The organism is Oceanicola sp. 22II-s10i, from assembly GCF_002210105.1.
Classification (GTDB): Bacteria; Pseudomonadota; Alphaproteobacteria; order Rhodobacterales; family Rhodobacteraceae; genus Pseudooceanicola.
Genome location: NZ_AQQU01000021.1, coordinates 1 through 21089 on the forward strand (window position 1 = coordinate 1; position 21089 = coordinate 21089).

Sequence of the window (21089 nt, forward strand, 5' to 3'; positions counted from 1 at the left end):
CTGGTTGGGCCGGACTCTACCTCAAAATGGAGGAAGATACGGGTCTCAGGTCACTGGCAGAGTTCATTCACGACGAATGTCAGAAGCGCTTGAGGGCCTACGAAGCACAGCCGCGGGATGCAGGCGAGCAATTCGAGACCGAGAACGGAGTCCTGTCGGGCGGATACGCCTAGAAACCGACGCCGAGGAACCCGACCTCGCGCGCAGGTCGTCCGCCCGAAACCCAGTTTCGGCCGAACGACGAGCTGGCTATCTCGCATCACCCTGGTTCAGCGATACCGACTGCCCCCATGGCCTTAATCGACATTATCGGCCGCAAGCGCGAGCCATGCTGAACCCCATTGACGAAAACCAGGCGCACTGCACTCTCCTGCACTTCGCAGATAACGTATTTTCGTCGTTTTGCTCGTTATGTTCCATTTCTCAAGGGTAGGAACCTCGGGCAAACTCGGCGCGGTTCAAGCGTCCACTCGGCCTGGATTGTCGTCAGCTTCACGTTCTTAGGCTCCAATGCCTTCAATGGCAGGGCATCGGACACTTCCATGCTGCCATCAAACTCTCAAACGTTTTGCGAACCAGTCCGAAACGTAGTCAGCGGCGATCGCCCGGTTGTCAATTTGACAGTGCTCAGCGCCGCCTTCTGACTTGGTGAAGACTTTCAGAGTCTTGTCAGGCATGGTTGCGCGCTTAATTGTTTCCTCGGCGTGGCTTAGCGGCACCTGCCGATCGTTCTCGCCGTGGGTAACGAGTAACGGACACTCAAGTTCTTCGACTACCCCGGCAAGGGTCATATGCGAAATGAACTCTTTGAGTTCCTCCACGTTGTCCAGACCGAAGCTCCAGAACGCATGCTTCAGCGGGTTGGCGACCGAGGGGTGCGTGCCAGCCACATCGCCGCCCTCCAGCCGCCGGGCCCAAAGTGCCGGCATCTCGAACAATGCGCCCCAGCAAGCGACCGCACGGATGCGTTTTTCGAACGCCGCGGCGCGGGGGGCGAAGTATCCCCCCATTGAGATGCCCTGCAATCCAATAGCCTCGGTCGCGATGTCTTTGCGGGCCATTATCCAATCGACAATCACCTTCACATAGACTTCGGTATCCCACCGTGCATGCAGCTTATGGACGCGCAGTGCCTCACCAGCACCTGGTTGGTCAGTGATCAGGATCGACAGCCCGCGGCGGCGGTATTCCTGGAACATGGGCCACTGCGTCTCCTTAATCGAATCGAACCCTTGGATGTGAATCACAATGGGGGCAGGTTCTCCCGCTATGTCGGGGGCTTTGATCAATAGCGCGGGGATGACCGCATTCTCGTAGGGAATGGATACGAACTCGACTCCGTCGTCGGCATTCTCTCGGGCTTTTCGGTAGTTGGCCAAGGCCCGTTTGTAGGCGATCATCTGGCGAGGGTCCTCGTGAGACGTGATGCGCTCCGCACGGATAAAGAACATCGCGGCCCGGTTGAATTTCCGAGATGCGGTGAGGCGGTTGCCGGCGGCTGCATCCGCTTCGGCAAAACCTTCGATCCGTGCCCCGAGCTCAACCATCGCATCATGCCAGGCAATCGAAGCAACTTCCGGGGCCGCGTCCTGATGCGGTGCGGCGAGCGCAAAAGCCTCGGCAGGTTGGCTCATTACCCCGACCTCTTCGATCAGGGTGATGCCTGTAAGGTTCCAAGCGTAGTTCTTTTCGAAATACTCGAACATTTTCGTAGTCCTGTTTTGCATAGGTTAATTAGAGGATGGCCAACGGATTGATCGGCGAACCGACCGCGCCCGTGACCGGCAGCGCAGGTGCTACGAACAGAAAATCGTAGAGCCCCCGTTCGGCACATTCGGCCCCCAGAGCATCCAGCTTGAAGATCTCGCCCATAGTGAGGCCCATGATGGGAATGCAGATCCAGTGCCACGGCTGGCTGATACCCTCGACGGATTCGTTCGGGCGCACTTCTGCCCCCCACGTGTCGGTCGCAATCGCAGCCACTTTGCGCTCTTGGAGCCAGTAAAGTGTCTCGAACGCCATGCCAGGTGCATCGCCACCGTTGTAGCCGTCCCAAGTTCCCTCGGCGAGTTTGCGTTCCATTTGGCCGGTGCGGATCAACAAGAAGTCACCCTCGCCGACCTCGACCCCCTGTGCCTCGGCGCATTCGGTCAGAACCTCCGATGTGATGGCATAGCCGTCTTCCAGCCACTCCAAACCAAGGTGGCGAGCGATATCCAGCAAGACCCCCCTGCCGACGAATTTTTCCTTGGTCTTCTCGATACCTGCCTTCGCGGCTCCGAAGGAGGATACGGTGCGGCAGTCGTAGCCGTTCCACATGTAGTCGCCGAAAAAGATATGGGCGAGACCATCCCAGTGGGTTGCGCATTGTGACGGGATGATGACCAGGTCATCTGCAGACCGCATCCCCCGCGCGTCCAGCACACCTGAATAAGCGTCGGTGCCGGTGCGCAGCATCGTGTGAACCGGGTTGAAACGTCCGACAGGAGGGAACTTCGAGCGGCCTGCTTGTGGCCCCTTTTCGTCGAAGTTCAGCCCAAGCGAGATGACCTTGCCCGTACGGACCAACGACGCCGCGTGCACGATGTCCTCGGGGCGAGTGTAGTTTAATGTGCCAAGCTCATCTTCGGGACCCCATTTGCCCCAATTCTTCAATTCCTCGGCCGTCTTTTCTATCTGTTCACGGGTGACGCGGTGGCGTTCACTGGATTGCATTGGTCAGTTCTCCTGTATGATGTCTGGGCTCATCGGGCCGCCATGTTCGGCAGCCAGAGTACGAGGTTGGGGAATGCCATCAGGACGACGACCAGCCCGAGCGAAGCTAAGAAGAAGGGTGTCACGCCCAGAAAGATCCGGCCGACTGGCACTTCGGGTGCAGCGCGCGCCATGATGTAGACGTTCAGGCCGACCGGCGGCGTGATGGCCGCCAGTTCGCACATGACGATTATGTAAATCCCAAACCAGATCGGATCGAGACCTGTGGCCACTGCTGCCGGCACGACAAAAGGAATAGTCAACAGCAGCATCGCCCAGATGTCGAGCAACATGCCCAGGACGATGTACATAAGCGTCAATGCCGCGATCAGCTCCCACGCCGACAGCTCTAGGCCGGAGATCCATATGACCAGCGAGGAAGTCAGGTCGGTCAGGACGAGGAACCGAGAAATCAGGTGACCGCCGAACAATATGACAAAGATCATCATGGAAGTGGCCAGCGTGGACTGCATGCACTCCAGAAGTAGCCGGAACTTCAGCCGCCGCATTACGAGCGAAAAGAACAGAACGCCCGCCAGCCCGAAGGCGCCTGCCTCGGTCGGATCAAAGATCCCGCCGTAAATCCCAACTGTGATAATCAGGAAGATACAGAAAACGGGCAACACTTTGGCAAGCCAAGCGAACTTCTCACGCCACGTGAAGCGCTCGCCGGCTGGTCCCATCTCGGGGCGAATGATGCAGATAATCAGGATGGCGCAGGAATAGGCCAGCGTCATCAACAGCCCCGGAACGATACCCGCAAGAAACAGCGCGCCAATCGAAGTCTCGGTCCAGATTCCGTAGGAAATCAGAAAAATCGACGGCGGGATCAGGATACCTAGCGTCCCTGCAGAGGCGATGCAACCTGCCGCTAGCCCGCCGTTGTATTTGAAGCGCCGCATTTCCGGCATGCACATCGGGCCCAGGGTCGCAACAGCCGTGGCGCTGCCGCCCGACACTGCGCCGAAACCGGCGGCGGCTATGACCGACGCGATTGCCAACCCTCCGGGCAGTCGCCCCACCCATCGATAGACACAACCGTAAAGATCCGAAGCGAGTCCGGTGCGAAACACAAGCTGCCCCATGAGTACGTAAAGAGGGATTGCAACAAAGACGAACTTTGTACCTTGATCCATGAAGTTCAGAAGAAGCTGGGTCTGCGCGTATTGAAGCCCTTCGAGCACGAGCAAACCGATCGAGCCGACCAGCAGTAGGCCTGCACCGATGGGCACACCTATAAAGATGAGGATAATGACGCAGCAGAACGCGACGATACCAAGGGTCTGGGGATCCATGATCAATGCCCTCCCGTTCCGGCGTCTTCCAGTGTGTCGCGTTCGCCAATGATCACTTCGATGGCCAGCGCCAGCGCCTGGAGCACGAGCAGAATGCAGGCAAGTGCCACGGCGCCGTTCCAGAGCCAGAGCGGCATTTCGAGGTCATTGGTGGTCTTGCCGAGCCCGTGCAAGAACATCGCCTCTTCCGTCGCCGCGAGCGCAACGAGCGAGAATGGGACGATCACGGCAGTCGCGTAGATGACCGAGACAATCCTGCGGGCGGTTCGGGTTAGTTTTTCGTAGAGCAGCCCCATGCGGATGTGGACACCAAGGCGCAAGGACCAAGCGAGGCCCGACATGAAGAAAAGCAGAAGCAGGTATTCCGACGCCTCAAGCGCCCACCAGAGCGGCGCATTAAAGACGTAGCGGAGCACGACATCCGTCGTGACAAGAATGGCGATGAGTGGCATCGCGACGTAGGCGCCCAGGACGCTAGGGGCCGTCGAGACATCAGATATGAAGCGGGTTGCACGCATGGCGGCTCCGTAAGATTGCGGCGAATTGCAGTTTGCAGTTTGCGCTGAAATCGGATGCAGGCGCTCCGGCGGCCCCAGGGAGGGAGGGCGCCGGAGCGATCGGGGCGTCAGTTCGCGAATGCCGCGACGCCCTCGACCGGGCTGTCTATTGCCATGCGCATCAGATCGTCATAGCTCATGGCACCATACTTTGCCGCCAGCTCCCGCATGTCGGCGACCAGTTGGCGGGCGGGCAGGCCCCTTTCCTCGCCCTCTGCGATCCAAGCGTCCACGAGGGGTGCCCAGCGCGTTTCCCATTGCACCCACTCTTCGGGTGCGATCTCGTGACGGATCATTCCCTGTTCGACGAATAGCTTCTCGTATTCAGCTGATTTTCGGATGAATTCCTGGCTAAAGACTTGGCTGTATTGCCGCCCCCAATCATAGACGACCTCCCGCAGGTCTTCCGGCAGCTTGGCCATCGTGCGGGCGTTGAAGCAGTAATGCAGAGGCGTGTAGTTGATCGGTGTCAGGGTGACATGGCTCGCCACCTCGTTCAGCCGGAAGGTGTTCGCGGCCGAGGTGGAGGTCGCGATGACGTCGACAAGTCCGCGCTGCAGAGAAGAGTAGAAATCGCCCGACCCCATCGACACGGGCGTTGCTCCCAATGCCTCATAGACATCGCGACTGATGCCAGAACCAGAGCGGACCTTGAGGCCTTCGAGTTCAGCCAGGTTCGTAACAGGAGACTTGGAGAAAAAGTTGAAAGGCGTCGAACCGCCGGTGTAACCGATGGCAACACCTTGCCGCTCGAACTCCTCGCGGAAGTACTGTTCAGCCAATGCCTCACCGACCATCGCCATTACTGCTGCATTCGGGAAGATGCCCGGAAGTGTCAGGCCTTGCGTCAACGGGAAGGAACCTGCATCGAGGTTGGTAAAACACGCGGTGGTATCGGTCAGTCCATTGCGTGCGGCCTCGAAGCCTTCTTTCACGCCATGAACCGTGCCACCGAAACGCGGCTCGACCTTAATCTTTCCTCCCGACATCTTTTCGAGGATCGCAAAGGCGCGACGCGTGTCCTTGGCGCTTTCTGAAAGATCCGAGACGTGAGAGGTTGCGCGCAGAACGATCGGTTCCCCATCGTAGACAATGTCGTGATCGCCATAGCTTTCCAGCGTGCCGTCCAACCAGGCTTGGGCGCGCGATATGTCGATGTTCTCGGATTGTGCTGCGGTGCCGGCGAGTGAGGCTACGGCGATAGCCGCGACGGCGGTTGTTCTGAGTAGCGTCTTGAGCATGGTTTCCTCCCATTAAAGAGCTCTGAATTCTTCGGGTCCCCAACTATACTTCCCGTATTGCGCCCGGCGATCCGTTCAGATGACCAGGATGGGGCTGCATCGTCTTGTTGGCGAACTGCAAGCCGATGTTTCAATCAGACCGCAGTCTCGACTGTCGCTGGCGCAAGCCCGAGAATAGCGCGCGCCTCATCCGGGGTGGCGAGTTCACCACCCAGATCCTCGATGATGCGTTTCGCCTTGGTCACCAACGCGGCGTTGTCCGGGGCCAGGTTTTCCCGGTCGATACGTACTCCGTCCTCGAGGCCGACCCGCACATGACCACCAAGCAGGAAAGCCTGCGCCATCATCGGGTACATCATCCGTCCCACACCGAAACCGGCCCAGGTCGCATCTTCAGGCAGCATCGATTTGGCATAGGCGATCGTCCCGGCCGTGCAGGCAAAGCCGTATTGAATGCCAGTGACAATCTGGAACAATGGCGGTCGATCAAGCACGCCTTGGTTTATTAGGGCCTTGGCCAATTCAATGTCGCCGCTATCGAAAACTTCGAGCTCAGGCTTGGAGCCGGCTTCTCGCATAACCTGCGCCATGACCTTCACATTGTCGGGCGGATTGAGTACCGCGGCCGTTCCCGACCACATGGTGTTGAGGTCAAGCGTACAAATTTCCGGCCTCAACGCCGCAACGTGTTCAACTCGACGTTCAGGCACTGTGATCGACGTACCAGGACCTGCGACCCGCGGATCTTCTCGGGACGGAACGAAACGGCCACCTGGACCTGTGGTGAGATTGATAATCAGGCCGCAGCCAGAGTCACGAATGCGCTCCACGACCTCACGGTAGTGCTCAAGCTCCATGCTCGGTCTGCCGTCGTCGTAGCGCACGTGAATATGCGCAACCGCCGCGCCAGCCCTTGCCGCGTCGATGCTAGCCTTTGCTATCTGCGCCGGCGTGCAGGGCAGCTCCGGATGTTGGTTTAACGTCGTCTGGTTGCCCGTCACTGCGACCGTGAGAATTGTCTTGGCCACGTGTTTCCCTCCCGTATCAGTACCAAGGTCACGGCGCGGATAGCGGTGTACGCCCCACCCCAAGCTGACCGTGGCTACAGATCTATAAACGATCGTTTACATCTGTCAACCACGATATCGCATAGGGTATTTTAGGCAAAAATCTTATCTAAATAACTGTTATTAATTCATTTATTGTCACGCCATCACACAGAATCCAACAGTTGACGAATGAAAACAAACGTTTATATTTATCCGAGGATTTCTTGTATAGACGGACGAGCCGCTCATGTCGAAACGCACCCCCCAAGCCGGAGAATCGGCCGAGCTGAAAGAAGAGACGCGCGAGCTGAAACCGAAAGAACGGATACAGGCCGTCGGCGAACGGATGTTTGCGGAAGAAGGGTTTGAAGCTGTCAGCGTGCGAGCCTTGACCTCGGCCGCGCAGGTCAATGTCGCGTCGCTCCACTATCATTTCGGCTCGAAAGAGGGGCTTCTGGAGGCGATCTTTGCCGCCCGCGCGAAGCCGATCGCGGAGGCTCGGTTGGCGATGTTGCGCGAGTGCCGTGCCGGACCTGACCGACCGCCCCTACTAAACCAGTTGCTTGAGGCGTTCCTGCGCCCGGCTTTGACATTCGGTGAGGATGATCGTTTCGGCGGGAGCGTCTTCGCACGCCTGCGGGCACGCCTCGCCGTCGCCCCGCAGGAATTCTCGCGAAGAGTGCTCGGCTCGGCGTTCGACGAGTCATCTCGGGCATTCATCGACTCGCTTACCAGGGCCCTCCCCGACCTCCCGCGGCGCGAACTGGAATGGCGCTTCCACTTTCTGTTGGGGACTATGGTGTACTCGATGGCCGATGGCGGACGCATTCAAAGCATCACCGACGGCGCATGTGATCCAAGCGACGGCGAAGAAACTTTGCGCCACCTGCTACCGTTCCTTGTTGCCGGCTTTCGCGCAGACATCCCGGAACCAGGCTCTGGTTCCTAATGATCATCTAGGCGCAATGCACCTATGACCTAAGACGGCCGAGCCAATTAAACTGCTCTCAGGACTGCCCTCGTCCAGAAGCTAAATTCGTTCCAGGTTTCATCCTTCACTGACCGGTTGAAGGATTCCCGTAGGTTGAGCCCGTCGAGGCTCGTATGCGGGCGGTGATGATTCTTGCGTTTCGACATGTTCCAATCCCCGCTTTCCTGGAGACCAGCAGACGCCGGATCGCAGCTTCCGTCACTGTCCCGTTTTCTGGGAGGAACCGGTGTCAGGATTGCCTCGAACTCGGCGTTGGGCATGCGCACGAAACCCTCGGATCGTGGTGGTGTCATGGGATCCTCCTTTTGCTGCTCAGTCGACCTTGCAGCCCCAGAAGGACGTGTGATCGGCGGCGAAGTGGCCGTCCGCGCCCCTGAAATACCCCTGAAGGTCGACGGTATCGCCCGCGGTCAGCGGCACGATCGTCTGCAGCCAGAGCGCGGTGGCGAGCGAGACATGGGTCCCGGTGGGTTTTGTCGAGTGCACCGTGGATTTCTCTCGTCGAGTTTAGCACCACCTGTCGTGGCAGAATGTCTGTACATCGCTATCCGCAAAGCTGAAGTCGGTGCTAAGGCGACCTAACCCGAAAACCCGACCTCGCTTGGCTGGCCTAGCCGCATCAGCAAGTTCCGCACATTGGATACCTGCCAGCGCCCGCCGCGCCTGGTAAGCATACCTAGCCCGTTCAGTCCGTCCGCAATACCGCGTAGCGTTGTGACGCCCTCTGCCTGCAGCTTCGCGATCACCGGAGCCAGTGCCGCCGCGTGCTCGTCGGCATTGGCCGCGACAGCGGCCCGTAACGCTACACCGCCCTTCCCTGCCCGCCTGAGCGCCGCGGCGCCGTTGGGATTGCCGAGCTTGACGCCCCGCGCCTTCGCCGCGGCTAGCGCCTCCTTCGTGCGTCGTGAGATCGCCTCCCGCTCCTGCTGGGCCACCAGCGCCATGATGCCGACGGTAAGATCGTTGGCCTCGGGCATATCGACCGCAAGGAATCTCGCTCCGCTGTCGCGCAGGGTCAGAAGGAAGGCCGCGTTGCGCGACAGCCGGTCCAACTTGGCGATGATCAGGGTGGCTCCGGTCAGCCGTGCCAGGTCGAGCGCCTTCGCCAGTTCGGGCCGGTCAGCGCGGCGACCGCTCTCGACCTCGGTGAAGCGGCCGATCACGTCGGCCCCCCGGGAAGCCGCAAAGTCATCGATGGCCTTCCGCTGGGCTTCGAATCCGAGCCCCGATCGCCCTTGGCGTGCCGTCGATACGCGCTCGTAGGCGACGAAGCGGGGCGATGGGGCAGCCTCCCTGACCATGTACAAACCTGCCTGACGTTGGTTGCGCAGATGTGTACGGCAATTGTGGCGTCATTGAAACGCTCAAAGGCGCTTGTCCAGCTCGTAAGTAATTGTTTTTGAATGCTCTATCGACTCTTCGACCTGACGGGTTGCATCGTAGAGCGGTCGTTCGACGATATTCCCATCCGAGTCTTTGCCCACAGCGACGAACTCAATGCGGGTGATCGGCGTCTGTGCGGCGCCCAATCCCAGATCGAGGCGCGTCCGCGCTGCGGGGCTCAGCCCGAGCTCCGCCATGTAACGCCCCACGATCTCCAGCTGCTTGTTCGCGATCGAAAGCCAGGGGGACTGCTGGACATAACCAGACGGCGTCTTGATCAAAGGCGGGGTTTTCCTGAGATACTCCTCGGCCTCGACCCATCTGGCATAGGCCTGGCAATAGGCTGCCAGTGCCGCCCGATCAGCTACCGTCAGGATCCCGGCGTCGTAGAGTGGGCCGGCCAGCCTCCGCCATTCCCTGCGCGCAGTGGCGTTCAGGTGAGCGGGGCACCGGGGCAAGGCATCGAGTTGTGAGCCCTTATGGGCGTTCGCCCGCGGGCTCGGCTTGGGACCACGTCTCACGACTCCTCTCCAGCTACGGTCGGGTGCCGGTCGACGCCAATTCGTGTCGAGTTTCTGGCGACATCCTCGAATAGGAAGTTCAGCATGCGGGCCAGCTCTTCGTCGGAATAGCTGTTCTGGTCTGCTTCCTGGTTTTCCCGGCGATCATCCTCACGGTCACGTTCTCGCCAGCCAGCCTGGGTCTTTAGATAGAAGATCGAGGATGTCGTGTCCCCAGTCCGGGCCTTCTGCAGCAGACCGTTGGCCACGTGGGCGATTGCCTTGGCTTTCCCCCTTTTATAGCGGACACGAACCTCTTCATCGCGTGCGCAGATCGCGCGGAAAGTTGTCCGACAGATCCCGAAATAGTCCGCGATCTGTTCCTGGCTCAGCAGGGCCGCGAGGGTCTCGACTTCCCGAACCTGGTCGTCACAGAGGATGATCGGCGGGCGCGGCATGGTCATCCGCCTCCAGACAGGCGTGTGAAGATGCGCCGCAGGACATAGCTCCGGAACAGGGACGCCAGCGTGAAGGTAGAACTCACCAGGATATTTTGTGACAGGGTGACCTGCAGCCCGATGGCGGGGAACATCGCTAATTCCATCGCATGCGCAAGCCACCATCCCACCACCACATTGGTTGCGGCTTCGATCCAGGACATGCCTCGGCTCTGCGTCATGCGCTCACCGCCTCGGTGTGGCGCTCACGGACGATCTCCGCATACGGCCTGCCGTCACCCTCCAGGATTGCCGGCTTGCCCGTATATGCCTGCCACCGCTGCACCGCGACATCGACATAGGCCGGGTCCAGTTCGATTGCGAAGCAGGACCGGGAGATGCTCTCTGCGGCGATGATGGTCGTCCCAGAGCCGGAGAATGGTTCATAAACCGCCTGCCCCGGTGCCGAGTTGTTCAGCATCGGCCGGCGCATGCATTCCACCGGTTTCTGCGTGCCGTGAACGGTGTCCGCATCCTGATCCCGGTTGGGGATCGACCACAGTGTGGTCTGCTTGCGATCACCCGACCAGTGCCCCCTGCCCCGCACTGCGTACCAGCACGGCTCGTGCTGCCAATGGTAATGCCCTCGCCCGAGAACCAGGCGTTCCTTGGCCCAGATGATCTGCGCACGCATATCGAAACCACAGGCAGCAAGGCTCTCTGCGACGGTCGTGGCATGCAACGCGCCATGCCAGACATAGATCACATCCCCCGGGACCAGAGCCCAAGCCTCGCGCCAGTCCGCCCGGTCATCGTTGAGCACTTTCCCTGTGCGCTTGGTCCTGTCCCCGCCAGTCTCGTTGCGCCAGGCCGGATCGTAGTTCACCCCATACGGCGGGTCGGTCACACACAACTGCGGATTGACACCATTCAGGACACGAGCAACCGCGGCTGCATCAGTCGCATCCCCGCACAACAGGCGGTGCACTCCGAGGATCCAAAGGTCGCCCGGACGCGAAACCGGGATCTCGGGCACGTCGGGCGTGAGTTCCTCTTTCGGATCAAAGCTGCCCGCGGCCAGCAGAGCGTTCAGTTCCGCCGCCTCGAAGCCCAGACCTTCAAGGTCCACGTCGAGGTCAGCCAGATCGCCCAGTTCAAGCGCCAGCAGCTCCCTGTCCCAACCGGCCTGTTCCGCCAGCCGGTTGTCCGCGAGAATGTAAGCGCGTTTCTGTGCCTCGGTCAGGTGCGACAGCTCGATAACGGGGACCTTGTCCAGACCCAGCTTGCGGGCGGCCAACACGCGGCCGTGGCCTGCGATGATTCCGTTCTCGGCATCAACCAGCACCGGGTTGTTAAACCCGAACTCGCGGATCGAACCCGCAATCAAGGCCACCTGCGCCTCCGAATGGGTACGGGCGTTCCGGACGTACGGGATGAGATCGGCCAGCGGCCGCTGCTCGATCCTGAGATCGCCGCCGGATGTGCTGGATGTGGCTGTCATCTGTCGGGCTTCACCCCCCACCTGTAATTGCATGATGCCGCATCGGCAGCATATCACACAGGCAAGCCATTGTAATCACGACATCTTCCGACAACGCGCGACAGGAGCCGACGGGCCGGTCCGAGAGCTGGCGCATACCACGCCCCAATTGGCGCAACCATTGCTTCAAACCGGCTCCCACGCATCGAGCCTTCCGAGCACCGCTTCGATGCATTCCCGAGGCCCCGGAACTTCAGTACCTGGCAACCACATCGCGGTCTGCCACGAGCGACCTCGGCCACCTTTCCGATAACGTGCCGATTTAAGCGACATTCCCCTATAAGTACTCATAGACGAATGTCGCTTAAATCCCTCCCGCTCGAAGAGCTTCTGTGTCGCTTTCTCGTTCGCGAACAGGCCCGGGTGCAGGCGGCAGGCATCGCTCGGGCTGTCGACCGCCACGCCAGCCAACAGCATGCGCTGGAACATGTCAGGCGCGACCGTTTCCCACGCGACCACCTGATCGTGGATCAGCGGCAGCGCGACATCCGCCAGCAGGTGCACTTCTAGAGGATTGTCGGCCGTCCGGTTAATGCCGCGGCCCCGACCAATGTCCTGCAGCAACTCGTCGTCGCAGATCGCCGCGCGAAAGCGCTCAGCCGACTTGGACTCGTGCCGGAGTGCCCGGGCCGACCGGCTGGAGCCGTCCCGCATGCGGACCCCGACGCGTTCGCTCCGGTAGCCGCCTTCGGGCGCCTCATGCGCGAAGGCCGCGCAGAATGGTTCGAGATCGGTGTCACGCGGTAGAGGTCGTCCGACGACCACAATCCCGGCCACGTCGCCATAACCGTCAAGCCCCGCCACCGCGTTGAAGTGCAGCGTGACCACGCCCGGGATGTCCTTGAACGCCGCCTCGCAGGCCACATGGGTGATCACGAGCACCCGCCCCGGCGCGAGACGGCGGACCTGCCATCGGACGTAGTCGACACAATCCAGTAGAAGCCCCCTTGCTTCCGACCTGCGCCCCAGCAACGCGCCCTTTCCGAAACGCCCCGTCACCAGCCGCAACCACATTGCTGGAGCCGCAGCCTCGACCGTCCGCACCTCCAGACCAGGCAGCAGACAGCCCGCGATCTCAGATCGAAGTGTGGCGTCGAGATGCAGGACCGGCAGGTCTCGGAAGGCGTGATGCACCCGCGCCGGCTGGACGACCTGGACGGAATGGGTGCCGCTTCCCGGGTCGGGAGGACCTGCGCGGACCCGACCGTCCGTGTCCGCCTGCCCTTCCACCAGATCGGCAACAGCCCGCCAGAGGGTCATACGATGCTGGATTCGGTCTATCCGGAAGGAGCGTTCGACTGCCAGCCTTCGGGCGTGGCCCACAAGGCCGGGCCGCAGCCCGGGATCGTCGAGCCCACGGGCCTCGATCTGCACCATGTCCCGACAGGTCCCGGCCGTCAGTCCCTCGGCCAGCGTAGCCGTCTTGGTAAGGGCACCAGACCCCTGCGCGAGGAGCGCCCTGCGCAGCCGACCCCCAAAGGCCGCGCGATCGGCCATGGCGGCCGTGGTGCGGTTCCGCAGGGCGCCTGCGTCCTGGTCCGCGACGGATACCTCGCCAAGGCTTTCGACAACAAGGTCCGTACGCCGCACGGCCCTCTGCCAGAAACCCTCGTCGATGACTACAAGGGCGATATCCGAGTTCTCGACGGCCATGCCGGTGAACAGGGCGTCGTAGGGAGCCACGATCACATCGGCATCGGCCACCTCGTTTCTGTTCTGCTGCTTCAGGCATCCCTCGAAGTACCGGCAGGTACGGCCCTGCCGGTCGACACAGACGGCGGATTGGGGATCTAGGCGCGCCGCGATCGCCGCTCCGACGGCCTCGCGATCCCTGCACATCGGCTGTCCAGTCTCCGGGTCTATCCGGTCGTAGCCGCGAAGCACCGCCGCCGTGATACCGGTCTCCCGCCACTCGGTCGCTGTTTCTTCCGCAAGCGCATGTGAGGAGGCGAACCAAAGGATCCGGCCCGGCGCGCCGACCGCGATCAGGCGATCACGCAACTGCCGGAGGTGTCGCCGCGCTGCGGTGCTCTTGCCGAGACCCACTGTCGCCCTGATCCCGACCACCGGACGAGAACCCTCTCGCGGCTCGGCATGCCAGAGCCGGATCGACTCGCAGACCTCTGCGATGGCGCGGTCGAGGTCCAGCCGCGCCTCTCGCGCGCTGAGGCGCGGTTCCACGTGCTCGGCCTCCACCTGCGGGGCGCTCCGATCCGGCAGACGCCCCTCGGCATGCAGGCGCAGTTTGTCTGCCACCTTGCGCTCGGCATGCGCAAACGCGTATGGCGACAGTCCACCCTGACGGGGTCGGGTCAGGTCGGTGGTGGCATCGAACCTCTCCCACGCCAACCGGGCGATCGCGGCCCGGTCAGGTGTCCCGGCTTCGATCGCATCTTGCACGGCGTGGAATGCCAGCAGGGACAGCCAGGCATCCCGACCGTCTGTCACACGTCCGGTTTCATCCCGAACAGGACCATCCGCGGATGCGCCGATACGATCTGCCTGACCGGTTCTTGCTGTCCGCCTGTCTGACGGGCGCACGGGCAGAAGTCCGGCCGCCTCGCCGAGGAAGGCCTCGAGCAACGCCTGATCCACCACCGGCAACGCCTCGATAGGCAGATCCAACAGGCTCTCGCCGTCGGGCCAGGCATAGGGACGCCGGGTGCCAGGATGCCTACCGAAGGCCACGAACTGCTGGCCGGCTCCCAGAACCTCGATCGGATGCAATGCCAACTTCCGGAACGGCACCTCTGTTCTGTAGGGCAGCAGCCGTTTCGGCCATTGTCCGACCCGCTGGATCGTCGCGCCGAAGCGGCGCTCCGCGAGATCGGCAATCTGCCAGGCGAGGTCCGGATCGAGGATGTCGATGTCCAGTGCGACCAGACGCCCGGTCCGCAGCCCCGTGGCGTGACCGGGATACACGTCCGCCCATTCGGCGACCCGTGCCGCATCGATGGTCACGCCGCTCCAGCGTGTCACCGCCGGTCGCTTGGCGCCAGGCACGATCGGCAACGGCTCGTACCCGAGATCGAGGAGCCGCTCGGCGATGTCCCCGAATCTGGGAGTGTAAGTGCCGACAGGGCCGCCGGAGGCCGCCTTCGGGTCTTCTTCTCCATGGTGCGGGAGCGGTTGGCGGAAACGGTCCACGCCGCCCCGCGCTCAGTCCGACGGGCTCTCGAGATGCGCGGCCTCCCAGGCCAGCACATCCTCGCGCCGGTAAAGCACGCGCCCGCCCAGCCTCATCCAGCACGGGCCGATACCCGACTGCCGCCACCGCTGCAGGGTCCTCGGGCTGAGTTGCCAGTACCGCGCCAGTTCGGTTTCGATGATGCGAGGCGGGAGACCGAACCCCGGGGTTTCATCGCTGAACCTCGAAGGATTGCGGTCGTCCTTCTTCGGACCAAGCTGTTTCGCGAACGCTTCACCCATCGTCGCGCTCCCGCACCCAGACGGCGAAGAGCCCCTGACCGTCCTCAGTCCGGCCGGCGTCCTCGAGCCGCCAGACGAGGCTCTCCTCGAGGAGCAGCGGCAGATCGAAGGCGCGGTAGAGCCCCGGCAGCCGTTCCCAGTCGTCGTCGTCCTTGGTCATGCGGTCGTCCTCCTTGCCTTGCGCCGAACAGGCGCAGTTGAAGGAGAAAAGCCGTTCCACCGGGGCGAATGGGACACGTCCCGGCGCAGGCGATCGATGGCCCGCCGGAACCGCTTGCGCGCCTGAGCCGGCCGTAGCCCGAGTGCCGCGCCGGCCTCGCTTTGGGTGAAGCCGAGGAAGACGACCGCCGCAATCAGCGGCCCGTCCCGACCAAGCTGTTGCGCGGCGACCTTTGCAATCCGCTCTGCTGACTCGGGACGTTCGTCGGCAAGGCGCAGGTCCTCGATTGGCACGCTGATCCGGCCGCGGGATGCCTCGCGCATCAGATCACGGCGAAGGTCGCGTTCTAGATTGCGCAGGAGCGTCGCCGCAATCCTGAAGACCCGATCGAGATTGCAGGTGCGGATCGCGAGGGAGAACCGACCCAGAAGGTCCACGTCGAGGGTCTGGAGGTCGTCCCGGGCGAACCGGCGCAACCGGCCACGCACGGCATCGAGGCCGGGCCACAGGGCCAGCAGGACAAGTTCGACGGTCAGGCAGTCGTCACCGGCTTTCGCCTCCGCCACCAGGGCCCGGAGCATATCGTTGCGCCCATCGGGGTCTCCCCCCGGTCCGTGAAACTCATCGAGCAGCGCCGTGGGATCGGGAAACCTCGAGAGCGAGGGGTGGCGGGAAGCGAGACAGGTGAACTTGCGGGAGCTGCGCTGCACGGAGTGCAGCAGTTGCGCATGAAGCGCGGACCAGGATGAGGACATCGAGACGCCGGGTCTGCGGCCGGGCGTCTCGCGCCTCCCTTCGGACCATGGGTTCGGGCGTCACGCGCCTCGGATATCAGGCAGCGTTCGGCGACGGCCAGTCGAACCAGCCGCCGCCCGTGTTCACCGCGGAAGGGAGTTCAGCGTGCCGCAGCTGCGGCAGATCGCAGTCACCGGCCTTGCGAAGGTGTAGTGGTGACCACGGGCAAAGCGAACGTGTATCTGCGTTTCACTCTGGCGGCCGAGCAGCTTGAAGCAGCCGCTGCAGCGCCAGTCGTGGTGATGAGTTTTCCGGGCCATGTCGCCTCCTGACGTTGAATGACGCCTTGTGGCCCGGACCTGTGTGGAGGGTATCGCGGCACAGTCTGGAGAAAGTCTGGAGGCTTCAGGTCTTGAGCCGCCACCAGCCACCGATCTCGCCTTTCTCGACATACGTATCGAACACCAGCTTTCGCCGGGCGCCCGTGAAGACCTCCCGAGGCGATCGCGCGGACGATCCGTCTGTCAGCGTCTTGCTGTGGACATCCTTTTCTCCGGAGTTCCAGGCGCTGGCCAGAGCTTCGAAGAACCTGATCTGCACCGCAGTGTTGAGCGTGAGCGGTTCGTGCCACGGCGTCAGAAGCGTACCGACATGATTGTCCTTGCGAGCCACGCGAGGTGAATGCGTCCCCATGCGCAGGCTCCTCTCCTCGGAGAACCTCGCGAGCATCCTGTCACGGCCCTCAGCGGCATCAGCCTCTGAATTCCAGATGTCCGTGACGGGAATTGCGATATTCTCGACCAGAAACCGTGGGGCCTCTGTACCCGCACAGAGAACGATGCCGGGCCCTGCTGCGTCACGCGAACGAAGTTCGGTCTCGATCCCCTGCATGGCCCGCAGGTCGTCCAGCCTACGGGCCAGGTAGACTGGAATGGCTCGGCCGTTGTCCTTCACAGAGCCCAGAGCATAGAGGTTCGGCTCGATCTCGCGGACATCCGCGACGTCGAGATATCGTGTCAGCTCTGTTGCGATGAACTCACGACACCAGCCCGGCTCGAGACGATACCGGGTGAATGCTTTCGCCTCCGGACTGAACGACTCCTCATCTGAAACCTCCGCCTCGATGACCTGGTCGTCTTCTCTGTCCTGCAATGTGAGTGTCTGACGTCGGCTCTGCTTCAGGAAGCCTTTTGCAAGGAGGCCGTCTATCGTGAGGCCGAACTCGGCAATCTGGAGTCCCGTCACAACGTCCTCACCGAGTTCGAAAAGGCGCAGCAATCCCGGGAAGATTGCGACAGTCTCCTGCTGATCCGGCGGGGTCACTTCCCGCATGATCTTCCAAGCCCTCAGCAGCCCGAGACCCAGTTCGCGCAGTCTGCGATCCTTGTGTCCCAGCACATCGGAGGCGTTGGCGCCCATGACGGTGATCTTGAATGTCCTCAGGCGGGCCACATCCGGAAGTCGGTACCCGACCGAGATGACGACACGGTTGATGCCGGCCCGGCCGCGAAACCGCAGGGCTCCGGACAGGTAGCGCGAGGCAAGCCTGCCGATATCGTCCTCCTTCGTGACCTTAAGTGACACACGACGTGCGAAGCTGCCGAGCAGCAGTTCAAATTCAGTGACAACAGCCGACTCGATCTGGATATCCGCGATATCCGGGCAGCAAAGCTCGAAGGATCTGGTGAACCGCGAGAGGTCGAATATCCTTTCGGACAGGGGCCGTTCCGAGACGTTCTGCTTCAGCACGACTTCGGCGAATGCATTCGCGACCGTGTGTCGTTCGCGGAAGCTGACGCCCAGAACCTCGATCCTGCGGGCACCGGGAGTATAGACGAGCTTGATCTCGTCCTGAGGCCGGAAATACAGAGGCTTGCGAGTTCCATCAGGCTGGTGCGCGTAGACGGAGGACATATGGGCACCGTGCCTGGCGAACAGCATGACCGACGCCGGATACTTCCTGTTGGCTTCGAGTTCGATCGCTGAGACACGGGGAGAGTCCCCCAGCTTAAGCACTTCTGTCAGCCGGAGAACGAGCATCGGCAAGTCGATTTCGGATACCTTTGCGGGGAGTTCTTCTTCCAGATCAAGCGCAAAGGTGGAATAGACCCCGGACCGTTCCCGGTCCCTTCGCACGTGATAGTAGCTTTCCGCGTCCTGGAATAATGTGGGCAGATTGACGAATGTCCAACAGCTTCTGCCGATCTCGTCGAACTGGGTCAGGAGGAATCGAGACTGCTCCTCGGTGCCCCCGCCGGCGACCACCGTCTGGATCGCTTCGTCGCCGACATCGCCCGAGAGCTCCACGACCCTGACGCTCTGCGCCTCGATGATTTCGAGCAGTTCGGCATCCAGATCACAGATGTCATGATCCTCGAGGCGAGCCTCGGACGTGCCATCCAGCGACGCAACATCGAAACTGCGGTTGGCGCCAACCTCGCCTGACGGCATCACCAGGTTCAGGAACTCGGCGGCGAGCCTTGCCGGAATGTCTTCCAGAATGAGGCGGGTATTTGGACCGATCGACGCCATGGCATTCTCCGATATTGGTCAATATTAGCTTCAACTGAAATTGCCGAAACTACTTTTGTCCCATTCGCACATCGATGTCGGCTTTTGACATGCATGAACCCCTTGAACCCATGCCACTTGTCCCCAGTCGAGCGCCGTGCCGAACTCTGCCGCCTGCTCGCACTCAGCCTTGTCCGACTGCACCGGAGAAATTTGCCGGACGGCTCAGATGCCAGCGGAATGCCCCTACACAACTCGTCCGACCAGAGCGGTACTGCGCCTCCCCGAAGGAGGAACGCATGACCGAACACGACCCCATCCCCGCGCGCCTGGCCGCGCTGAAGACCACCTCGACCAGGGACCTGAAACAGCAGTGGCGGGACCTGTTCGACAGCGAGCCGCCGCCCTTCAACCGACGCTATCTCGAGAGCCGCCTCGCCTACCGTATCCAGGAACTCGCCCATGGCGGGCTGAAACCGGAGACGATCCGGCGGCTGGAACGGCTGGGCGAGGAACTCGACGGCGGCGACAAGAAGAAGCGCGGCATCCGCGCCGACCGCGACCGACCCATCACGGGCACGCGCCTGCTGCGCGAGTGGCAGGGCGTCGAACAGATCGTCACTGTCACCGCGGACGGCTTCGAGTGGCAGGGGCGGCCCTACAAGTCGCTGTCCGCCATCGCGCGGGCCATCACCGGCACGCGCTGGAACGGCTGGGTCTTCTTCGGGCTCAAGAACCACAGGGGGCGGACATGACAAAGCCGCCCGAAAAAACCAAGGCCGTCCGCAAGCTGCGCTGCGCGGTCTACACCCGGAAATCCTCCGAGGAAGGGCTGGAGCAGGAGTTCAACAGCCTCCACGCCCAGCGCGAGGCATGCGAAGCCTACATCGCCAGCCAGCGGTCCGAGGGCTGGGTACTGGTCCGCGATCAGTATGACGACGGCGGCATCTCGGGCGGCACGCTGGAGCGGCCAGGCCTGCAGCGGCTGCTGGAGGACATCGAGGACGGGCTGGTCGACGTGGTCGTGGTCTACAAGATCGACCGCCTCAGCCGCTCGCTGGCCGACTTCGCCAAGCTGGTCGAGGTATTCGACCGGAACGGGGTGACCTTCGTCTCGGTGACGCAGTCGTTCAACACCACCACGTCCATGGGTCGGCTGACGCTGAACATTCTGCTCTCCTTCGCCCAGTTCGAGCGGGAGGTCACGGCCGAACGCATCCGCGACAAGGTCGCCGCCAGCCGGAAGAAGGGCATGTGGATGGGCGGCGTCCCGCCCTACGGCTACCGCGTCGAGAACCGGAAGCTGGTGATTGACGACGAGCATGCCGAGCATGTCCGCTGGATCTTCGTCCGCTTCCTCGAGATCGGGTCCTGTACGGAACTGGCGCGGGAGGTCGGCGCACGCGGCATTCGGACCCCGCGCGGCAACCGGATCGACAAGAAATACATCTATCGGATGCTCAGCAACCGCGCCTACATCGGCGAAGCCGTCCACAAGGGCGACAGCTATCCCGGCGAGCATGACGCCATCGTCGACCGCGAAACGTGGGACCGTGTCCATGCGATCCTGCAGGAGAGCCCGCGCAAGCGCGCCGCACGGACCCGCGCCGAAACACCGGCGATGCTGAAGGGACTGCTGTTCGGTCCCGACGGCGCCGCTTTCTCGCCGACGCACACCCGCAAGGGCGACAGGCTCTACCGCTACTACGTCAGCCAGACCGTGCTGAAACACGGCGCCGGATCATGCCCGGTGGGCCGCGTGCCCGCAGGCGAGATCGAGGCTGCCGTCATCGACCAGCTTCGCGCCGTGTTCCGCCAGCCCGAGATCGTGGCGGGGACATGGAAGGCGGCGCGCCCCCACGCCGAAGACATCACCGAGGCCGACGCACGGTCAGCGCTTCACCAGCTCGATCCGTTGTGGGACGAGCTTTTCCCTGCCGAGCAGGCGCGCATCGTCACGCTGCTGGTCGAGCGCGTGGACATCGGCACGGACGGTCTCAATGTACGCCTGCGCATCGACGGGCTCAGCGGACTAGCCCGCGAGATGCTGGCCGGTGGCATCGAGGCCGCGGCATGACCCGCGGGGCGCCGATGCCGGACACCGTAACGCTCCATGTCCCGTTCCGCGTCGTAAAGCGCGGCGGGCGGAAGGAGATGCAGATGCCCGAGGGCGCCACGCAACCGCGGCGGACGGACAACACGCTGGTTAAGGCGTTGGCCCGCGCGTTCCGCTGGAAGCGGATGCTGGAGTCGGGCGAGTTCGCGTCGATTTCCGAGCTGGCTGAGAAGGAAGGGATCGCCTTCACTTACATGGCCCGGGTCCTGCGCCTGACCCTGCTGGCGCCAGACATCGTTGAGGCGATCCTGGACGGAAGGCAGCGGCCGGAGGTGACACTGGCGCGGGTGCTGGAGCCGTTCCCGGTGGAGTGGATGAGCCAAGGCGCGGCAATCGAGCTCGACCGCAATCATTCGTAGCCGCCACAGCGTTCTCGCAACGTAAGCCACTG

The 21089-nt window shown here is 62.3% G+C and carries 22 protein-coding genes; 4 read left to right on the plus strand and 18 right to left on the minus strand.

Annotation, left to right across the window (positions count from 1 at the left end):
- Positions 1-551 precede the first annotated feature (551 nt).
- The 6 genes from ATO6_RS23570 to ATO6_RS23595 form a co-directional block, all read right to left on the minus strand.
- The gene (locus ATO6_RS23570) at positions 552-1706 is read right to left on the minus strand and encodes a S9 family peptidase (protein ID WP_176441076.1); all 1155 of its coding nucleotides are present in this window, start codon (positions 1704-1706) and stop codon (positions 552-554) included.
- Positions 1707-1734: 28 nt separating this feature from the next.
- The gene (locus tag ATO6_RS23575; protein WP_088626397.1) at positions 1735-2715 is read right to left on the minus strand and encodes a cyclase family protein; all 981 of its coding nucleotides are present in this window, start codon (positions 2713-2715) and stop codon (positions 1735-1737) included.
- A 29-nt stretch (positions 2716-2744) separates the two neighbouring features.
- Positions 2745-4049, minus strand: a complete 1305-nt coding sequence (locus ATO6_RS23580) for a TRAP transporter large permease (protein WP_088626398.1) — start codon at positions 4047-4049, stop codon at positions 2745-2747.
- Between the two features lie 2 nt (positions 4050-4051).
- Entirely contained in the window at positions 4052-4567 is a 516-nt protein-coding gene (locus tag ATO6_RS23585; protein WP_088626399.1) for a TRAP transporter small permease, read from the minus strand.
- A 107-nt stretch (positions 4568-4674) separates the two neighbouring features.
- Positions 4675-5847, minus strand: a complete 1173-nt coding sequence (locus ATO6_RS23590) for a TRAP transporter substrate-binding protein (protein WP_088626400.1) — start codon at positions 5845-5847, stop codon at positions 4675-4677.
- A gap of 134 nt (positions 5848-5981) precedes the next feature.
- Positions 5982-6875: a 3-keto-5-aminohexanoate cleavage protein gene (locus tag ATO6_RS23595; RefSeq protein ID WP_088626401.1), complete on the minus strand. Its 894-nt coding sequence runs from the start codon at positions 6873-6875 to the stop codon at positions 5982-5984.
- 268 nt (positions 6876-7143) lie between these two features.
- Here ATO6_RS23595 and ATO6_RS23600 point away from each other — a divergent pair, with 268 nt between their 5' ends.
- A complete protein-coding gene (locus tag ATO6_RS23600) occupies positions 7144-7845 on the plus strand; it encodes a TetR/AcrR family transcriptional regulator (RefSeq protein ID WP_088626402.1) in 702 nt (233 codons plus the stop codon).
- A 354-nt stretch (positions 7846-8199) separates the two neighbouring features.
- Here ATO6_RS23600 and ATO6_RS23605 read toward each other — a convergent pair whose 3' ends face one another.
- The 12 genes from ATO6_RS23605 to ATO6_RS23650 all read right to left on the minus strand — a co-directional run bounded on the left by ATO6_RS23605 (position 8200) and on the right by ATO6_RS23650 (position 18603).
- Complete coding sequence (locus tag ATO6_RS23605) at positions 8200-8373, minus strand: hypothetical protein (RefSeq protein ID WP_254919258.1); 174 nt, start codon at positions 8371-8373, stop codon at positions 8200-8202.
- Between the two features lie 92 nt (positions 8374-8465).
- Positions 8466-9188 (minus strand): recombinase family protein, encoded by a 723-nt coding sequence (locus ATO6_RS23610; protein ID WP_088626403.1) that lies wholly within the window; start codon positions 9186-9188, stop codon positions 8466-8468.
- Positions 9189-9251: 63 nt separating this feature from the next.
- Positions 9252-9791 (minus strand): phage terminase small subunit P27 family, encoded by a 540-nt coding sequence (locus tag ATO6_RS23615; protein WP_254919259.1) that lies wholly within the window; start codon positions 9789-9791, stop codon positions 9252-9254.
- Positions 9788-10234 (minus strand): hypothetical protein, encoded by a 447-nt coding sequence (locus ATO6_RS23620; RefSeq protein WP_254919260.1) that lies wholly within the window; start codon positions 10232-10234, stop codon positions 9788-9790. Before ATO6_RS23620 ends, ATO6_RS23615 begins: the two co-directional genes overlap by 4 nt.
- Positions 10231-10431, minus strand: coding sequence for a hypothetical protein (locus tag ATO6_RS23625; RefSeq protein WP_254919261.1), 201 nt, complete (start codon positions 10429-10431; stop codon positions 10231-10233). The genes ATO6_RS23620 and ATO6_RS23625 overlap by 4 nt, the downstream gene beginning before the upstream one ends.
- 14 nt (positions 10432-10445) lie before the next feature.
- Entirely contained in the window at positions 10446-11708 is a 1263-nt protein-coding gene (locus ATO6_RS23630) for a site-specific DNA-methyltransferase (RefSeq protein WP_088626406.1), read from the minus strand.
- Between the two features lie 165 nt (positions 11709-11873).
- A complete protein-coding gene (locus tag ATO6_RS23635; protein ID WP_088626407.1) occupies positions 11874-14894 on the minus strand; it encodes a bifunctional DNA primase/polymerase in 3021 nt (1006 codons plus the stop codon).
- A 12-nt stretch (positions 14895-14906) separates the two neighbouring features.
- Complete coding sequence (locus tag ATO6_RS23640) at positions 14907-15176, minus strand: helix-turn-helix domain-containing protein (protein ID WP_088626408.1); 270 nt, start codon at positions 15174-15176, stop codon at positions 14907-14909.
- Positions 15169-15336, minus strand: a complete 168-nt coding sequence (locus tag ATO6_RS25240; protein ID WP_176441077.1) for a hypothetical protein — start codon at positions 15334-15336, stop codon at positions 15169-15171. The genes ATO6_RS23640 and ATO6_RS25240 overlap by 8 nt, the downstream gene beginning before the upstream one ends.
- The gene (locus tag ATO6_RS23645) at positions 15333-16091 is read right to left on the minus strand and encodes a sigma-70 family RNA polymerase sigma factor (protein WP_088626409.1); all 759 of its coding nucleotides are present in this window, start codon (positions 16089-16091) and stop codon (positions 15333-15335) included. Before ATO6_RS23645 ends, ATO6_RS25240 begins: the two co-directional genes overlap by 4 nt.
- A 123-nt stretch (positions 16092-16214) precedes the next feature.
- The gene (locus tag ATO6_RS25245) at positions 16215-16391 is read right to left on the minus strand and encodes a hypothetical protein (protein ID WP_176441078.1); all 177 of its coding nucleotides are present in this window, start codon (positions 16389-16391) and stop codon (positions 16215-16217) included.
- Between the two features lie 85 nt (positions 16392-16476).
- Positions 16477-18603, minus strand: coding sequence for a hypothetical protein (locus ATO6_RS23650; RefSeq protein WP_088626410.1), 2127 nt, complete (start codon positions 18601-18603; stop codon positions 16477-16479).
- A gap of 278 nt (positions 18604-18881) precedes the next feature.
- On the opposite strand from ATO6_RS23650, the gene ATO6_RS23655 reads away from it, so the two are divergent.
- The 3 genes from ATO6_RS23655 to ATO6_RS23665 are packed head-to-tail and all read left to right on the plus strand — an operon-like array spanning position 18882 to position 21057.
- Positions 18882-19337 (plus strand): DUF2924 domain-containing protein, encoded by a 456-nt coding sequence (locus ATO6_RS23655; RefSeq protein WP_088626411.1) that lies wholly within the window; start codon positions 18882-18884, stop codon positions 19335-19337.
- Positions 19334-20659, plus strand: a complete 1326-nt coding sequence (locus ATO6_RS23660; protein WP_088626412.1) for a recombinase family protein — start codon at positions 19334-19336, stop codon at positions 20657-20659. The genes ATO6_RS23655 and ATO6_RS23660 overlap by 4 nt, the downstream gene beginning before the upstream one ends.
- On the plus strand, positions 20656-21057 hold the full coding sequence (locus tag ATO6_RS23665; protein ID WP_088626413.1) for a hypothetical protein: 402 nt from the start codon (positions 20656-20658) through the stop codon (positions 21055-21057). The genes ATO6_RS23660 and ATO6_RS23665 overlap by 4 nt, the downstream gene beginning before the upstream one ends.
- The last annotated feature ends 32 nt before the right edge of the window (positions 21058-21089 follow it).

Excerpts from the sequence above, each read along its gene's own strand:
- ATO6_RS23570 (WP_176441076.1), bottom strand. The coding sequence starts at position 1,706 with ATGTTCGAGTATTTCGAAAAGAACTACGCTTGGAACCTTACAGGCATC.
- ATO6_RS23575 (WP_088626397.1), bottom strand. The coding sequence starts at position 2,715 with ATGCAATCCAGTGAACGCCACCGCGTCACCCGTGAACAGATAGAAAAG.
- ATO6_RS23580 (WP_088626398.1), bottom strand. The coding sequence starts at position 4,049 with ATGGATCCCCAGACCCTTGGTATCGTCGCGTTCTGCTGCGTCATTATC.
- ATO6_RS23585 (WP_088626399.1), bottom strand. The coding sequence starts at position 4,567 with ATGCGTGCAACCCGCTTCATATCTGATGTCTCGACGGCCCCTAGCGTC.
- ATO6_RS23590 (WP_088626400.1), bottom strand. The coding sequence starts at position 5,847 with ATGCTCAAGACGCTACTCAGAACAACCGCCGTCGCGGCTATCGCCGTA.
- ATO6_RS23600 (WP_088626402.1), top strand. The coding sequence starts at position 7,144 with ATGTCGAAACGCACCCCCCAAGCCGGAGAATCGGCCGAGCTGAAAGAA.
- ATO6_RS23610 (WP_088626403.1), bottom strand. The coding sequence starts at position 9,188 with ATGGTCAGGGAGGCTGCCCCATCGCCCCGCTTCGTCGCCTACGAGCGC.
- ATO6_RS23620 (WP_254919260.1), bottom strand. The coding sequence starts at position 10,234 with ATGACCATGCCGCGCCCGCCGATCATCCTCTGTGACGACCAGGTTCGG.
- ATO6_RS23625 (WP_254919261.1), bottom strand. The coding sequence starts at position 10,431 with ATGTCCTGGATCGAAGCCGCAACCAATGTGGTGGTGGGATGGTGGCTT.
- ATO6_RS23630 (WP_088626406.1), bottom strand. The coding sequence starts at position 11,708 with ATGACAGCCACATCCAGCACATCCGGCGGCGATCTCAGGATCGAGCAG.
- ATO6_RS23640 (WP_088626408.1), bottom strand. The coding sequence starts at position 15,176 with ATGGGTGAAGCGTTCGCGAAACAGCTTGGTCCGAAGAAGGACGACCGC.
- ATO6_RS25240 (WP_176441077.1), bottom strand. The coding sequence starts at position 15,336 with ATGACCAAGGACGACGACGACTGGGAACGGCTGCCGGGGCTCTACCGC.
- ATO6_RS23645 (WP_088626409.1), bottom strand. The coding sequence starts at position 16,091 with ATGTCCTCATCCTGGTCCGCGCTTCATGCGCAACTGCTGCACTCCGTG.
- ATO6_RS25245 (WP_176441078.1), bottom strand. The coding sequence starts at position 16,391 with ATGGCCCGGAAAACTCATCACCACGACTGGCGCTGCAGCGGCTGCTTC.
- ATO6_RS23650 (WP_088626410.1), bottom strand. The coding sequence starts at position 18,603 with ATGGCGTCGATCGGTCCAAATACCCGCCTCATTCTGGAAGACATTCCG.
- ATO6_RS23655 (WP_088626411.1), top strand. The coding sequence starts at position 18,882 with ATGACCGAACACGACCCCATCCCCGCGCGCCTGGCCGCGCTGAAGACC.
- ATO6_RS23660 (WP_088626412.1), top strand. The coding sequence starts at position 19,334 with ATGACAAAGCCGCCCGAAAAAACCAAGGCCGTCCGCAAGCTGCGCTGC.
- ATO6_RS23665 (WP_088626413.1), top strand. The coding sequence starts at position 20,656 with ATGACCCGCGGGGCGCCGATGCCGGACACCGTAACGCTCCATGTCCCG.